13 protein-coding genes are annotated in these 15783 nt (G+C 68.1%); 7 read left to right on the top strand and 6 right to left on the bottom strand.

Features of this window, described 5'->3' with window-relative positions:
• Positions 1-9: 9 nt before the first annotated feature.
• Positions 10-1215, bottom strand: a complete 1206-nt coding sequence (locus FHR72_RS15230; protein ID WP_183469438.1) for a cytochrome P450 — start codon at positions 1213-1215, stop codon at positions 10-12.
• 63 nt (positions 1216-1278) lie between these two features.
• Between FHR72_RS15230 and FHR72_RS15225 the strand changes: the two genes are divergently transcribed.
• Entirely contained in the window at positions 1279-2760 is a 1482-nt protein-coding gene (locus FHR72_RS15225) for a coniferyl aldehyde dehydrogenase (RefSeq protein WP_183469436.1), read from the top strand.
• Here FHR72_RS15225 and FHR72_RS15220 read toward each other — a convergent pair.
• The 3 genes from FHR72_RS15220 to FHR72_RS15210 form a co-directional block, all read right to left on the bottom strand.
• Positions 2747-4399 carry a medium-chain acyl-CoA ligase Mig gene (locus FHR72_RS15220; RefSeq protein WP_183469434.1) on the bottom strand — a complete coding sequence of 551 codons (1653 nt, stop codon included), beginning with the start codon at positions 4397-4399 and terminating at the stop codon, positions 2747-2749. The genes FHR72_RS15225 and FHR72_RS15220 overlap by 14 nt on opposite strands.
• A gap of 67 nt (positions 4400-4466) precedes the next feature.
• Entirely contained in the window at positions 4467-5081 is a 615-nt protein-coding gene (locus tag FHR72_RS15215; protein ID WP_183469432.1) for a cysteine hydrolase family protein, read from the bottom strand.
• On the bottom strand, positions 5078-6094 hold the full coding sequence (locus tag FHR72_RS15210) for an aromatic ring-hydroxylating oxygenase subunit alpha (protein ID WP_183469430.1): 1017 nt from the start codon (positions 6092-6094) through the stop codon (positions 5078-5080). Before FHR72_RS15210 ends, FHR72_RS15215 begins: the two co-directional genes overlap by 4 nt.
• A gap of 80 nt (positions 6095-6174) precedes the next feature.
• Here FHR72_RS15210 and FHR72_RS15205 point away from each other — a divergent pair, with 80 nt between their 5' ends.
• The 4 genes from FHR72_RS15205 to FHR72_RS15190 all read left to right on the top strand — a co-directional run bounded on the left by FHR72_RS15205 (position 6175) and on the right by FHR72_RS15190 (position 10440).
• Positions 6175-7803, top strand: a complete 1629-nt coding sequence (locus FHR72_RS15205) for a flavin-containing monooxygenase (RefSeq protein ID WP_183469428.1) — start codon at positions 6175-6177, stop codon at positions 7801-7803.
• Positions 7800-8924 carry an alpha/beta fold hydrolase gene (locus tag FHR72_RS15200; RefSeq protein ID WP_183469426.1) on the top strand — a complete coding sequence of 375 codons (1125 nt, stop codon included), beginning with the start codon at positions 7800-7802 and terminating at the stop codon, positions 8922-8924. The genes FHR72_RS15205 and FHR72_RS15200 overlap by 4 nt, the downstream gene beginning before the upstream one ends.
• A gap of 104 nt (positions 8925-9028) precedes the next feature.
• The gene (locus FHR72_RS15195) at positions 9029-9403 is read left to right on the top strand and encodes a nuclear transport factor 2 family protein (protein ID WP_183469424.1); all 375 of its coding nucleotides are present in this window, start codon (positions 9029-9031) and stop codon (positions 9401-9403) included.
• Entirely contained in the window at positions 9367-10440 is a 1074-nt protein-coding gene (locus FHR72_RS15190) for a TIGR03857 family LLM class F420-dependent oxidoreductase (RefSeq protein ID WP_183469673.1), read from the top strand. The genes FHR72_RS15195 and FHR72_RS15190 overlap by 37 nt, the downstream gene beginning before the upstream one ends.
• 62 nt (positions 10441-10502) lie before the next feature.
• Here the strand turns inward: FHR72_RS15190 and FHR72_RS15185 are convergent, their stop codons facing one another.
• Positions 10503-11999, bottom strand: coding sequence for an acyl-CoA carboxylase subunit beta (locus FHR72_RS15185; RefSeq protein WP_183469422.1), 1497 nt, complete (start codon positions 11997-11999; stop codon positions 10503-10505).
• Between the two features lie 80 nt (positions 12000-12079).
• Between FHR72_RS15185 and FHR72_RS15180 the strand changes: the two genes are divergently transcribed.
• Together FHR72_RS15180 and FHR72_RS15175 are read left to right on the top strand one after the other, a co-directional pair.
• Entirely contained in the window at positions 12080-13126 is a 1047-nt protein-coding gene (locus FHR72_RS15180; RefSeq protein WP_183469420.1) for an LLM class F420-dependent oxidoreductase, read from the top strand.
• Entirely contained in the window at positions 13123-14361 is a 1239-nt protein-coding gene (locus FHR72_RS15175; RefSeq protein WP_183469418.1) for a cytochrome P450, read from the top strand. Before FHR72_RS15180 ends, FHR72_RS15175 begins: the two co-directional genes overlap by 4 nt.
• 74 nt (positions 14362-14435) lie before the next feature.
• Here the strand turns inward: FHR72_RS15175 and FHR72_RS15170 are convergent, their stop codons facing one another.
• The gene (locus FHR72_RS15170; protein WP_183469416.1) at positions 14436-15731 is read right to left on the bottom strand and encodes an amidohydrolase family protein; all 1296 of its coding nucleotides are present in this window, start codon (positions 15729-15731) and stop codon (positions 14436-14438) included.
• Positions 15732-15783: the final 52 nt, after the last annotated feature.

Raw genomic sequence — 15783 nt, 5'->3', positions numbered from 1 at the left:
CCGGGAATGCTATTCCGCGGGGGTGAAGGTGACCGGGATCGCCGTCGGCGACCGGAACGGTTGGCCGTGGATGTGCGGGTCGTCATCGGTGACCAGCCGGATGTCCGACAGGCGGGTCAGTAGCGTCTCGACGGCCACCCGGGTCTCCATGCGCGCCAGGTGCAGACCCATGCAGGTGTGTTCTCCCGCGGCGAAAGAAAGGTGCGGCAGCCTCTTTCGGAAGATGTCGAACTCCTCGGGGCGTTCCCAGCGGGCTCCGTCGCGGTTGGCCGCACCGATGCACACGTCGATGACCGATCCTGCGGGGATGGGCACCCCGTCGATCTCGGTGTCCTCGCCGGCGAAGCGCTGCACGGTGGTCAGCGGGGTTTCGAAGCGCAGGCCCTCCTCGATGGCCTGCGCGATCAGTTCGTGGTCGGCGTTTACTGCGTCGAACTGATCCCGGTGGGTCAGCAGGAGGTAGAGCAGATTCCCCGAGGAGCGGTAGGTGGTCTCCAGGCCAGCGGGCAGCAGGAGCCGGAGGAACGAATAGATCGCCTCGTCGGTGAGCCGCTCGCCGTCGATCTCGGCCGAGACCAGGTCGCCGATGATGTCGTCGGTCGGTGCGCTGCGGCGCTTCTCGATCTGAGTGAGGAAGTAGTCCCTGAGCGCAGCGGACGCCTCGAATGCCCGCTTGTATCTGACGGTGTAGCTGATTAATTCGACGGCGCGTCGACGGAACCACGGCAGGTCCTCCTGCGGCAGTCCGAGCAGGCGCGAGATGACCCGGGTCGGGAACTCGAACGTGAAATCGCGCACCAGGTCCGCGTGGCCGTTGTCGATGAACTCGTCGATCAGTTCGTCGACCACCGGCCGGACGATCTCGGGCTCCCAGCGCGCCAATGACCGCGTCTTGAACGCGGCCGAGACGAGGTTGCGGTGCTCCCAGTGCGTTCTGCCCTCCATCGCGAGGATCGTCGGGCCGATGAACAGTCCGATGGTCGCGTCGTAGATCGCGGAGTTGAACACCCTGCCGTCGCGGAACACCCTGTTGACCGCGTCGAAGGACACCGCCGCATAAAGGTTCTCGGGCTTGAGCGAATCCGGCGTTCTCGACCAGTCCATCACCGAGCCGCGGAACACTCCGCCTTCCTCACGCCGCCGCGCGAACATGGGGTAGGGGTCGCGCAGGTCGATGGGATCCTCCATCGAGACGTCCTGTACCGGGGTCTCCACAGAGTTACTGTAACTCTTACAGTATTGTCCTGTACAGCAGCCTGAGGTGTTACCGTGGGCGCCATGCCAGCCCTGCTCGACGGTGTCGATGCCCGCAGGCAAGACCCGATGACCGCCGTCCTGGAGCGTCAGCGCGCGGCATTCCTTGCCGACGGCCCGCCCGATGCGGCACTGCGGCGCAACCGGATCGACCGCCTGCTGGCGCTGGTCCTCGACAACACCGACGAATTCGTCGACGCGATGGCCCGGGACTTCGGGACGCGGCCGCGGGCGGCGTCGTTGTTCACCGAGATCATGGGCATGATCTCGGTGATCGAGCACACCAGATCGCATGTCGGGCAATGGATGCGGACCCGGCGGCTGATGCGTCCGGCCCGGGTGTTCGGACTCCGTGCCGAGGTGGAGCCGTCTCCTCTCGGTGTCGTCGGCATCATCGGTCCGTGGAATTTCCCGCTCAACCTCGTGGTGCTACCCGCGGCCGCGGCGTTCGCGGCCGGGAACCGGGTGATGATCAAGATGTCCGAGGTCACCCCGCGCACGGCGGAGACGATGCGCAGACTGTCGGCCGACTATTTCGCGACCGAGGAGCTCGCGGTCGTCACGGGCGGCCCCGAGATCGCCGCCGCGTTCGCGGCGCTGCCCCTCGACCACCTGTTCTTCACCGGCTCGCCGTCGGTGGGTGCGCTGGTCGCGCGGGCGGCCGCACCGAACCTCGTGCCCGTCACACTGGAACTCGGCGGGAAGAACCCGGTGGTCGTCGGTCCGGACGCGGAGGTCACGCGCGCGGCGACGCGAATCGCCCAGGGCCGCATGATCAACGGCGGCCAGGTGTGCGTGTGCCCCGACTACGTCTTCGTGCCGAGGGAGCACACGGACGAGTTCGTCCGCGTCGTGCTCCAGACGTGGCGCGCCATGTTCCCGTCGATCCACACCAACGAGGACTACTGCTCGTCGGTCAACCACGCCAACTTCGACCGCGTCGCCGGCCTCATCGAGGACGCCCGCGACAAAGGTGCCCGCGTGTACTCGATGGTGCCGCCGGGGGAGACGCTGCCCGACCGCGGCACCCGCAAGATCGCGCCCACCGTCGTGCAGGACGTCGACGACCGCATGCGGATCGCATCCGAGGAGACCTTCGGTCCCGTGCTCACGGTCGAACCCTACGAGCGGTTCTCCGACGTGATCGACTACGTCAATGCCCACCCTGCCCCGCTGGTGGCGTACTGGTTCGGGCCCGACGACGCCGACTTCCGGTCGTTCGTCAGGCATACACGCAGCGGGGGTGTGGCTCGCAATGACTTCGCGGCGCAGATGATCCCGTCAGCGGCGCCGTTCGGCGGCGTGGGCCGCAGCGGCATGGGCGCCTATCACGGTAAGGCCGGCTTCGACACGTTCAGCCATCACCGCACCGTCGCCGGCAGTGACCTTCCGTTCACGATCACCGGTCGCGCGGCGCCCCCCTTCACCCGCTCGATGCGGGTGACCACGGCGCTCGCGCTGGGTCTGGCCCGCCGGCGGACGCGGCGGCGACTCAGGCGCCGCTGACGGCCTGCTCGCGCGCCCAGCGGTAGTCGGCCTTGCCGGCCGGACTGCGCTCGATGGCGGGCCGGAACACGACCGCTTTGGGCAGCTTGTAGCGGGCGATCACCGCCGACGCGTGGTCGATGAGCTCCTCGCCCGTCGCGGAGGCCCCGTCGGCCAAGGCGACCACGGCAACCACCTCTTGCCCCCAGCGGTCGCTGGGTCGGCCGGCGACCACCACATCGGCCACGGCCGGATGGGACGCGATCGCCGATTCCACTTCCTCGGCGAAGATCTTCTCGCCACCGGAGTTGATGGTGACCGAGTCTCGCCCGAGCAGTTCGACCGCCCCGTCGGCGAGGTGGCGGGCCCGGTCGCCGGGCACCGAGTAGCGAACACCGTCGATCACCGGGAAGGTGGCGGCCGTCTTGGCGGCGTCGCCCTTGTAGCCCAGCGGCACGTATCCGCGCTGGGCGAGCCAGCCCATGCCGTCGTGGCCGGGTTCCAGGATCGCGCCGAGATCCTCTGCGGCCACGAAGGTGTCGGGCCCGGCCGTGAACCTGCCCGTGGACACCGAGCCCGGGGCCGACATGTGCGTCATCTGGGCGCCGGTCTCCGACGAGCCGACGCCGTCGACCACCATCAGGTTCTCCTTGGCGTCGATGAGCCGCTGTTTGGCGGTGGGCGTGAGCTGTGCGCCGCCGTTGGCCACGACGGCCAGCGACGTCAGATCGGCGCTGGTGCGCTCGAAGGCATCGGCCAGGGGGCGGGCCATGGCGTCCCCGACGACGGTGACGGCCAGGATCTTCTCCCGCTCGATCGTGGCGACGACGTCGTCGACGTCGAGGTGATCGGTGACGGGGGAGAACACCACGGTTTGACCGGTGTTCATCGCCGTGAACACGGCCCATTGCGCGGCGCCGTGCATGAGCGGCGGGAGCACCATCAGCTTGGTGCCCGGCGATTCGAGGCACCGCTGGGCGATGTCCTCGTAGGAGGTGGCGAGCTCGCCGGTGTAGAGGCTGCGGCCGCCGAACGACGCGACGAAGATGTCGTGCTGGCGCCACAGCACTCCCTTGGGCATCCCTGTGGTGCCGCCCGTGTAGAGCACGTAGAGGTCGTCGGGGGACGGTTCGACGGGCGGAGGCTGCGCCGGGCCTTCGGACACGATCGACTCGTAATCCACTGCGCCGGGCAGCAATTCGTTACCGGACGCGTCGGCGATCTGGATCAGGACCTTCAGCGCGGGCAGGTCGGGCATCACCTCGGCCAGGCGGGGTGCGAACGCGGCGTGGTAGAGCAGCGCGGTAGCGCCCGAGTCGGCGAGCAGATAGTGCAGCTCGCTCTTGACGTATCGGTAGTTGACATTGAACGGCGCGACGCGGGCCCGCCACGCGCCCAGCATCCCCTCCACGTACTCCGGACCGTTGTGGGCGTAAATGCCCAGCAGATCCTGCCCCACTTCGTGGCCGGGCAGACCGTCCCGCTCGGTGTGACAGCCGAGCCCCTGGGCGTGCAGGAAGGCTGCGAACCGGGTGGATCGCTCGACGATCTGGGCGTAGGTGTAGCGGCGCTCGCCCTGGATGATGAACTCGCGGTCGCCGATCACCGCTGCGACGGCGTCGGCGGCGGCCGGGACGGTGAACTGAGTCGACTCGGTCATGCGATGGACTCTAGACGGGCCAGCCCGATGGGTGGACAGTTGGGCGAAAGTTGTATGGCCGCCACCGTCACCTCCAGGCCGCGAGCAGATCGTCGGTGGTCGTCACCGTCGCAAGCAGCGACAGCGTGTGGTCGACGACGGCGCCGGCGTAGTCGGCCGGAACTCCGGCCACCGCGTCGCGCGGCAGCACCACCCGGTATCCCGCGTTGACCGCATCCATCACCAGGTTGGTGACCGCGACATTGACCGAGACCCCCACGGCGACGATCGTCGTGACGCCGAGGTTACGCAGGATCGCGTCGAGGTCGGTGCCCCCCATCGGGCCGAGGCCGTGCCACCGGTACAGGACCAGATCGCTTGGCTGGAGGTCGATTTCGGGGACCAGCCGGGTGCCGGGGCTGCCCGGGGTGATGTCGACACCGGCCGCTCCCAGGGCGAAGAGCTTGGCGTTGTGGTTGGCGCCGCGGCCGTCGGGGCGGCGCTGCACCAGGCAGTGCACGACGTCTACGCCGGCCTCGCGCGCCACGGGCAACAGGCGGGCGATGTTGGGCAGGGCCTCGCGGCGCGCCTCGGCGGCGAGCGTCCCGAGACCCGCGTCGGTCCCGACGACCGCGCCCTGGCACTCCTGAGTCACCACGGCGGTATGCCCGGGGGCGACCAGTTCGGCGAGGGGGACCCTCATCGAGCGGGGGCGGGTTCCCCGGCGGGGGGAACTTCGTAGAACTGCTGGGCCCACTTGCGCAACGCCATGTACGGCTTGGCGTCCACCTTGGCCAGCGCCGGATGCTCGATGTACTTCTGGTGGCGCCAGATGTCGCAGTCCTCCCACACCGTCTTGAGGAACTGCCGTTCCACCTTCTCGATGACCTCGGGTGGCGGCACGTCGGAGGTCTCCCCGGGGAGCTTGGGCCACCAGATCGAATAGAACATGTCGGACACCTCGTCGTCGACCGGTGTGCACGCGAAGATCAGCCGGTGGTTCGACGAGCCTTCGAAGGCACTCATCGCAAAGCCCAGTCCGGAGAAGTGGCTGTGGATGCGCAGTGCCATCGCCTCCGGGTCGTCGCTGCGGGCGTCGGGCCAGCCGGTCAGGAACCGCCACTCCTCGTCGGCGTTCTCCCAGTGCAGGCAGACCGGCGTCACCGACGCGCCGTGCACGTAGCGGAAATGGGAACTGTCCGGGCCGTTCTCGGCGACGATCTGCGGATGCACCGGGATGGCATCGGCGCGGCTGGAGAACTCGGGGTAGGGCCGGTAGTAGGCGCCTGCGTCGGTCTCGAACTGGGGGAACTTGTGGAAGATGTCCGGCAGCTCCCACTGCGGTTCCTCACCTGCGGGCTGGTACCACAGAAAGATGCACCCGTACTGCTCCTTGACCGGGTACGACCGCAGCCTGAGCCCTCGGTTGGGGCGGTCGGGCTGATACGGGATGTAGGCGTTGGCACCATCGGGTCCCCACCGCCATCCGTGGAAGGGGCATTCGACGCAGTCGCCGACGACCTTGCCGCCGTGGCCGATGTGGGCGCCGAGGTGGCGGCAGTGTGCTTCCAGAACATGGAGTTCGCCTGCCTCGTCGCGGTAGGCGGCCAGGTCTTCCCCGAAGTACTTGAGCGCCTTCACGTCGCCGATCTCGAACTCGGCCGACCACCCGATCATGAACCAGCCGGTGACCTTCCAGGTGAACGGAACTTTCATGACGTCTCCTCGGATCCGCCCACGCACATCTGTGGACGTCGATACTGTAACAGCGACAGTATCGCGAGCCCGGAGGAACAGTGACGATCGAACGCGACCCCACGCGCTATGACGCGATCGTCGTCGGTGCGGGCTTCTCCGGGCTCTATGCGCTGCACCACCTCCATGAACGCGGGCTGACGGTCCGGGTCCTGGAAAGGGCGCACAACGTCGGAGGGACGTGGCTGTTCAACCGCTACCCGGGTGCGCGGTGCGACATCGAGAGCATCGAATACTCCTACAGCTTCTCCGACGACATCCAGCAGGAGTGGGTGTGGACAGAGACCATGCCCGCCCAGCCCGAGATCGAGGCGTACCTCAACTTCGTCGCCGACCGGTTGGACCTGCGCCGCGACATCTCGTTCAACACGAACGTCGTCGCGATGGCCTTCGACGAGGACGCATCGGAATGGACCGTGACAACGGATGCCGGCGAGGTGTTCGTCGCGCCGTTCGTCGTGGCGGCCACCGGGATACTGTCGGTGCCGCTGGAGCCGACGATCCCCGGCATGGACACCTTCGGCGGGACCTCGCTGTTCACCAGCCGGTGGCCCGAAGACGGGTGCGACCTCACCGGCCGCCGCGTCGGCGTGATCGGGACGGGATCCACCGGTGTGCAGCTCATCCCGGTGGTAGCGCGCGACGCCGCGCACCTCACGGTGTTCCAGCGGTCACCGGCCTACACGCTGCCCTGGCAGGTACGGGCGTTCGAAGCCGGCGAGCTCGACGAGCTGAAAGCCCGCTACCCCGAGATCCGGGCCGCGCAGCGCGAGCACCCGGTCGGTGCGGCCCGGCTGAGCGCGTTCTCGGTCCTGTTGGAGATGCTCGTCAAGCCACCGCTGAAGTCGGCATCACGGGAGGAACGGTCCCGCGCGGTCGACGAGGACGGCATCATGGGCGCCCTCAACTGGGGCGACCTGTTCTTCGATATCGACGCCAACCGGATGGCGGCCGAACTCTACGGCGAGGCCATCGCCCGGATCGTCGAGGACCCGGATACGGCACGGGCATTGACGCCGAGCCATCCGTTCGCGTGCAAGCGGCCGATCATCGACCAGGGCTACTACGAGACCTTCAACCGCGACAACGTGACGCTGGTCGATCTGCGCGCCGACCCGATCGTGTCGGTGCGGCAGCACGGGATCGAGACGGCACGCGGAGTCCACGAACTCGAGGCGATCGTGTACGCCACCGGCTTCGACGCGATGACCGGGGCCCTGAGCCGCATCGACATCCGGGGCCGTGGCGGGGCGTCGCTGCGGGACTTCTGGACCGACGAGGGTCCGCTGAGCTACCTGGGGATGGCGGTGGCGGGCTTTCCGAACCTGTTCACGATCCAAGGGCCGGGGAGTCCCTCCGCGGCGTCGAATTTCGTTGCTGCCCTGGAACAGAACGTCGAATGGATCGGCGCGTGCATCTCACATCTGCGTGAGCGCGGCCAGTCGACGATCGAGGCGCTGCCCGACGCGCAGCAGCAGTGGATCGATCAGGCGACGGCACTGGTCGCGCAGACCGTGCTGGTCCACCCGTCCTGCAACTCCTGGTACAACGGCGGCAACGTGCCGGGAAAGAAACGCATGTACATGGGCTACACGGCCGGCATTCCCGAATACCGCAGGCGCTGCGACGAGATCGCCGCGGCCGGCTACACCGGATTCGTGATCACGTGAAGACCGCTGAACGGGTCTGGCGCATCGGGAGCGACGTCGCCGGCGTGGTCCCGAGGGCATACGGTGCGGTCGCCGGCTCTGGCGACTGGAACCCACTGTCGCGGAACGGACTCCAGCAGTTCGGCGAAGTGTTCCTCGATGAGCTGGCCCTGACGGGCATGACCGTGACGGCGCCGCCCCCGCCGCTGGAACGCTCCGCCTCCTCGTGCGCGGCGGCCGCGGCGGAGCTGGCCGCACTCGGCGTGGCGGGGGCGAACGTCCCGCCCGACCCCGTCCGGGTGACGTCGCTGCGACGGCGCCGATTCGGGCGGCGCACCTACGAGCAACTGACCTTCGACCACGATCCGCACCTTCCGGACGCCTTGACCGCCGAGGGATTCGGCGGCCCGGCCACCGCCGTCGTGCATCTGTGCCGCACCGAGGCCGAGCCCAGGCCGTGGCTGGTGTGGGTGCACGGCGCCGGGCAGGGCCAGCCGATCGATCTGCTGTTCTCCCGCGCCCGGAGGATCCAGGAGGAGCTGGGCGTCAACGTGGCGCTGCCGGTCCAACCGGGCTGTGGCGTGCGGGGCGGCGCCTGGCCGGAATATCCCACCATGGACCCGCTGGGCAACGTCGCGGGCTTGCTGCGGGCCGTGTTTGAGGTCCGGGCGGTCGTGCAGTGGCTGCGGCCGCAGTCCACAGCGATCGCGGTCGCCGGGGTCTCGATGGGAAGCCCGGTGGCCGGGCTCGTCTCACACCTCGAGCCGGTCGACGCGGTCGCGGTGTACACGCCGATCTTCGGCCTGAGCGCCATGATCGCCGCCCATCTGGGCCGGTGGGGTCCCTCGGTCGACGACGTCATCGCGCTGCTGCGTTCCGACACCGTCGACCAGATGACGTCGGCGGTCGACTATCAGTCCGTGGAGCCGTCCGCGCCGCCTGCCCGGCGCCTGATCGTGGGCGCCACGCACGACCAGATGGCCGGTCGCGAACCCGCCGAGGTGCTCCACCGGCGCTGGGGAGGTGAACTGCACTGGCATCACGGCAGCCATGTCGGGCATCTGTTCGCCCCGGGCGTGCAACGGGCCTCGGAACGGCTGCTCGCGTCGATCGCCCCGGAGCCGAACCGTCCTCGCGGATGAGGCGGTCGCACGCCCACCCCGTCCGGGCGCGGTCTCGGGCCCTGTGCCTGGAACTCCCGTACCGTCGGCACGATCGACGACATCGATGCCAGGGAGGTGCTCTCGTGACGCGAACCGCCCGCGACGTGGTGGAACAGTACAACCTCGTCGTCTGGAACCGACGCGACTTCGCGCTCGCCGACGAGCTTCTCGGCGAGAGCGTCATCCGCCACGACGTGGGGGAGTCGACGACGCTCACCCATGAGCAGGCCGTCGCCCGCGTGGTCGACCACTGGGACATGTTCGAGACCATCCGTTTCGACCTGACGCTGGTGATCGCCGGTGACGACGGGGAGCATGTGACGGTCGTGTACCAGTCACCGATGAGGCTCAAGGACGGCACCGAGACGACGATTGCGAGCATGGAGATCTTTCGCGTGGTCGATGGCAGGATCACCGAAGTCTGGAACTGCGGCTACAAGCAAGGGATTTGGATGTGACACGCACATTGGACGAGCTCGGCTACTACCTGCTGGCCGGTGCCGGCGGCGAAGGACCGGCCACACTGATGGACGAGGCCCGCCGCGGCGAAGAGCTGGGGTTCGGCACGGGCTTCATCTCCGAGCGGTGGAACGTCAAGGAAGCGTCGTCGCTGACCGGCGCGGCGCTTGCGGTGACGACCCGGATGCGGATCGCGACAGCGGCGACGAACCACAACACCCGTCATCCCTTGATCACCGGGTCGTGGGCGACCACGATGCACCGGCTGTCCGGAGGACGTTTCACCCTGGGGCTCGGCCGCGGAATCGCCGCGATGTACAACGCCTTCGGCGTGCCCGCGGTGACCACTGCCCAGATGGAGGATTTCGCCCAGGTCATGCGCAAGCTCTGGCAGGGCGAGCTGATCTTCAATCACGACGGGCCCATCGGCAAGTACCAGGTGCTGTTCCTGGATCCCGAATTCCGCGAGGACATCCGGTTGGCCATCGTCGCGTTCGGACCCCAGACCCTGGCACTGGGTGGCCGCGAGTTCGACGACGTCATCCTGCACACCTACTTCACCCCGGAGACGCTGCAGCGCGCGGTCAAGACCGTGAAGGACGCCGCTGAGCAGGCGGGCCGCGACCCGGCGTCGGTGCGGGTGTGGTCGTGCTTCGCCACGGTCGGCGACCACCTCCCGGAGGAGTTGCGGCTGAAGAAGACGGTGGCACGTCTGGCCACCTATCTGCAGGGCTACGGCGACCTGCTCGTCGACACCAATGGCTGGGATCATGCTGTGCTGCAACGGTTCCGCGACGATGCCGTGGTGCAGTCCATCCCCGGCGGCATCGACCACAAGGCCACCGCGGAGCAGATCGAACACATCGCCACGCTGATCCCCGACGAGTGGCTGGAACCCTCGGCGACCGGATCGGCACAGCAGTGCGTCGACCGCGTTCGCAAGGAGTTCGACTACGGCGCGGATGCGGTGATCATGCACGGTGCCACGCCCGACGAGCTGGAGCCGATCATCACCGCGTACCGCGCGGCCACGTAGCAGGGATTTCGGTGTCGTCGGTCACGCAGGCCTTGACCAACGACACCGACATCGCGAGGGGGCTAGGGGGTGATGACCGTGCGCGTGACCGGTTGCGCCGCGGCCTGGCGGCTGTGGAGGCCCCGCTCCAGCGCATCGATCAGCACGTCACGCGTCTCCTCCGGATGGATCAGGTCGTCGAACCCCAGGTGTCCCGCCGAGCGGAACGATGCGTCCACCTCGGCCTGGCGCAGCCTGGCCTCGACGTCCTCGGTGGCGTGCGAGGCGCGACTCAGTGCCGCGGCGCTCATCGCGCCCATCGTCGCACCCGGATAGGCGAACGTCGCGCTCTGGTTGTCGAAACCCAAGAGCGACATCACCATCGAGCCGAAGCCGTATGCCTTGCGCAGGGTCACATGCAGCTTGAGCGTCGTCGCGGCGGTCTGGGCGGCGAACATGCGGGCCCCGCTGCGTAGCACGCCCGACTTCTCGGAGCGGCTTCCCGGCAGCATCCCCGGGTTGTCGGCCAGGAAGACGATCGGCAGATGGAACGCGTCGGCGACGGCGATGAAATGCGCCGCCTTGTCGGCGGCGTCGGCGTCGATGGAGCCGGCGAGCACGTTGGGCTGGTTGGCCACCACCGCGACGGGGTGACCGCCGAGGTGGGCCAGCGCCGTGATCATCGCCCGGCCGAACCTGGGCTGCACCTCGAACCAGTCCGTGTCGTCGAAGACGACGTCGAGCACAGCCCGCATGTCGTAGACCTGACGGTTGCCGCGAGGCACGATGTCCAGCAGCTCGGGGGTCGGCCGGCGGCCCGTCGCCTCACCGGCCGGCGCGGACGACGGATACGACCACGCGCTCGACGGGAAATAGGAGAGGTAGCGCCGGATGTCGTCGAGCACCGCGGCGTCGTCGGCGCCGAGATTGTGGATCACCCCGCTGGCCAGCGCGACGGCGGGGCCACCCAGGTCCTCCTTCGAGATGTGCTCGCCCGTCGACTCTTTGACCACCGGCGGACCCGCGGTGAAGATCGCCCCCTGTGCGGTCATGATGGTCCAGTCGCACACCGGGGCGACGAGGGCGCCGTGGCCGGCCGAGGGGCCGAACAGTCCGCCGACCATCGGCACCTTCCCCGAGCACTGCGCCTGCGCGAGCAGGTCGGTCGGAGTGCGGCCGTAGTGCTCGCCGCTGGGGCGGAACCCGGCTCCTTCCAGCAGCATGACCAGCGGAACCCGGTCGCGCAGCGCCAGTTCGGCCAGCCGGTAACGTTTCGCGTTGCCTCCTGGGCCGATGCTGCCGGCCAGTGTGGTGAAGTCCTCGGCGCCGATCATGACCGGCCGGCCGTCGACCAGCCCCGAACCGGCGACGATCCCGTCGGCGGCGACATCGCCACCGACCAGCGTGCCGAATTCCCGGAAGGTCCCTGTGTCCAGCAGGTGCTCGATGCGGGTACGGGCGTCCCACTTGCCCTTGGCGTGGTGCCGGGCCAGCCGCTCCTGGCCGCCCATGCTGCGGGAAACCTCACGGCGGCGCGCCAACTCGTCGAGTGTCCCGGCCCAATCCTCGGCCCCGGCCATACGCAGTCTCCCGTCGTCGGCGACGCACAACGCTTCGCAACGTTGACCTTACTGAATTGCTTACTGTAGCTTCATTCAACATGGGTGCTGAAGGCGGCCTCAAGGTGGACGCTGCCGTCGTCAGTCAACTGTCCCACGTTCCCACCGGCGCCAGAACGCTGGAAGACCGAGGCTACGACGGTTGCTGGACGGCGGAGATCAACCACGACCCCTTCCTGCCGCTGACCTTGGCGGCCGAGCACACCAGCCGCATCGAGCTGGGCACCAGCATCGCCGTCGCCTTCGCGCGGAACCCGATGACCGTGGCGCAGATCGGTTGGGACCTGCAGGACTTCTCGCAGGGGCGACTCCTCCTGGGATTGGGTTCGCAGATCAAACCCCACATCGAGAGGCGGTTCAGCATGCCGTGGGGCCGGCCGGTCGCACGGATGCGGGAATTCGTCCAGGCCCTGCACGAGATCTGGGCGTGCTGGCGCGACGGTACCCGGCTCGACTTCGAGGGCGACTTCTACACGCACACTCTGATGACGCCCATGTTCGTGCCGCCCCCGCATTCCTTCGGCGAGCCCAGAGTGTTCGTCGCGGCCGTCGGTGACCGCATGACCGAGATGTGCGGGGAAGTCGCCGACGGCCTGCTCGCGCACGCCTTCTCGACCCAGCGGTACTTCCGGGAGGTGACGCTCCCGACCCTGTTGCGCGGCATCGAGAGGTCGGGCAGGCGACGGCAGGACGTCGAAGTGGCGAGTCCGCTGTTCGTGGTGACGGGCCGCGACGAACAGGAACTGAGCGCGGCGTCGGTGGCCACCCGCAAGCAGATCGCGTTCTATGCGTCCACCCCCGCCTACCGCGGGGTGCTGGAACTGCACGGCTGGGGGGAGCTGCAGACCGAACTGCACCGGCTGTCCCGCGACGGCGACTGGGACACCATGGGCTCGCTGATCGACGACACCATCCTCGGCGAGTTTGCCGTCGTCGCACCGCTCGACGACGTGGTGCACAAGGTCCGCGCCCGCTGTGACGGTCTGATCGACCGTGTCCTGGTGGGCTTCCCGTCGTCGATCGACGAAGACACCGTCATCGAGCTGGTATCGGAGATGCGTTGCGGCGCAATGAAGGAGACACCATGACCGTGCGAGTGGCCGATGAGGCCGCGAAGGTCTTCGCAGACCCGACCGCCTACGCCGACGAGGGGCGGCTGCACGCGGCGATGACGCACCTGCGGGCGCATGCGCCCGTGTCGTGGGTGGAGGCCGAGGGCTACAACCCGTTCTGGGCGATCACCAGACACGCCGACATCATGGCCGTCGAACGCGACCACACCGTCTTCACGAATTCGCCGCGGCCGGTGCTCACCACCGCCGAGGGCGACGCGCAGCACGCCGCGATGGGGGTCAGCACGCTGATCCACATGGACGATCCGCGGCATCGCAAGGTCAGGGCGGTCGGGGCCGACTGGTTCAGACCGAAAGCGATGCGCGCGTTGAAGATCCGAGTCGACGAGCTGGCGAAGTCGTTCGTCGACCAGATGGCCGACCGCGGCGGGCAGTGCGACTTCGTGCAGGAGGTCGCCGTGAACTTCCCGCTGTACGTGATCATGTCGCTGCTCGGGATCCCCGAGGCCGATTTCCCGCGGATGCTGACCTACACCCAGGAGTTGTTCGGCAGCGATGACGCCGAACTGCAGCGCGGGGCCACCATGGAGGAGCGGGGGCTCGCGCTGCTGGACATGTTCACCTACTTCAACGAGATCACCGCGTCGCGGCGGGCGCAGCCGACGGAGGATCTGGCCTCGGCGATTGCGAACGCGCGCATCGACGGCGAACCGCTCTCGGACATCGACACCGTCTCCTACTACCTGATCGTCGCGACGGCCGGACACGACACGACCAGCGCGACCATCTCAGGAGGGCTGCAGGCGCTGATCGAGAACCCGGACCAGCTGGCGCGGCTCCAGCAGCATCCCGAGCTGCTGCCGCTGGCGGTCGAGGAGATGATCCGCTGGGTCACGCCGGTGAAGGAGTTCATGCGAACCGCGCAGCAGGACACCGTGGTTCGCGGAGTGCCGATCGCCGCGGGGGAGTCGGTGCTGCTGTCCTACCCGTCGGGAAACCGCGACGAGGACGTCTTCGCCGATCCGTTCTGCTTCGATGTTGCCCGCGACCCCAACAGGCACGTGGCGTTCGGCTACGGCGTGCACTTCTGCCTGGGGGCGGCGCTGGCCCGCATGGAGATCGCCAGCTTCTACGCCGAGCTGCTGCCGCGCCTGACATCGATCGAGCTTGCCGGCAGCCCGGAGCACACCGCCACGATCTTCGTCGGCGGGCTCAAGCACCTCCCGATCCGGTATGCCCTGAAAGGCTGACGCCCCGACACTGCATTTCCGCAGGAAAAGTCCGAGTGGACGCCTGCCGGAATGCAGTCTCGGCGGGCCGTGACTCAGGAGTTGCCGCGGGCTGCTGCGTTCAGCGCATCGAAATGCCCTGTCCCGCCGCCGCGTTCGCCCTCCTTGTGGTGGGACAACGCCTGGATCGAGACGTCGTGGCCCTCGGCGGCCTTGCGCAGCGCCCCGACGGTGGCCTGCTCCTTCGGGATGTGGGTGAACGGATCCCAGTGGTACCAGCGCATCGCGTTCTCGAAGGTCATCTTGTTGATCTCGTCGTCGGGCACGCTGTGGGCCTTGAGGACCTCGTCGAGCTGTTCGGGCGCTTCGGGCCACATCGAGTCGCTGTGGGGGTAGTCGGCTTCCCAGCAGATGTTGTCGATGCCGATCTCGTTGCGCAGGGCGACCCCGACCGGATCGGAGATGAAGCAGGTCAGGAAATGGTCGCGGAACACCTCGGACGGTTTCTGGTCGCCGAAGTCCTGGCCCGTCCAGGTCGAGTGCATCTCGTAGGTGCGGTCGGCGCGTTCCAGGAAGTACGGAATCCAGCCGGTGCCGCCCTCGGACAACGCGATCTTCAGGTCGGGGTATTTCTTGACCGGCTTGGACCACAGCAGGTCCGCCGCCGCCTGCACGATGTTCATCGGCTGCAGCGTGATCATGACGTCCATCGGCGCGTCGGGGGCGGTGATCGCGAGCTTGCCCGAGGAGCCGATGTGGACGTTCATCACCGTGTCGGTGTCGACCAGTGCCTCCCACAGCGGCGTCCAGTAGTCGTCGTGGAAGCTCGGATAGCCCATGGCCGCGGGGTTCTCCGAGAACGTCAGCGCGTGGACACCGCGCGCGGCGTTGCGGCGCACCTCCTTGGCGCAGGCCTCCGCATCCCAGATCACCGGCAGGGTCATCGGGATGAAGCGTGCCGGATAGGCGCCGCACCACTCCTCGACGTGCCAGTCGTTGTAGGCCTGCAGCAGCGCCAGTGAGAACTCCGGATCCTCGGTCGCGAACAGCCGACCGGCGAAACCGGGGAAGGACGGGAAGCAGACCGAGCCGAGGATGCCGCCGGCGTTCATGTCCTTGACCCGCTCGTCGACTTTCCAGCACCCGGGCCGGATCTCGTCGAGGCCCTGCGGTTCGAGGCCGTACTCCTCCTTGGGGCGGCCCGCGACCGCGTTGAGGGCGACGTTGGGGATGACCACGTCGCGGAACTGCCACGTGTCGCTGCCGTCGGCGTTGTGGACCAACCGCGGTGCCTCGTCGAGGTACTTCTTCGGCAGGTGGTTCTTGAACATGTCCGGCGGCTCGACCACGTGGTCGTCGACGCTGATCAGGATCATGTCGTCTTTGTTCATGGCCGTCCCGTCTGTAGGCACTTACCGTATGGCCGACAGTTTAGCGTGGTCG

The sequence above is a fragment of the Mycolicibacterium iranicum genome, assembly GCF_014190915.1.
Taxonomy (GTDB): Bacteria; Actinomycetota; Actinomycetes; order Mycobacteriales; family Mycobacteriaceae; genus Mycobacterium; species Mycobacterium iranicum_B.
The sequence above is the reverse complement of the archived record's forward strand: the minus strand, read 5'-3'. Positions and strand labels throughout refer to the sequence as shown.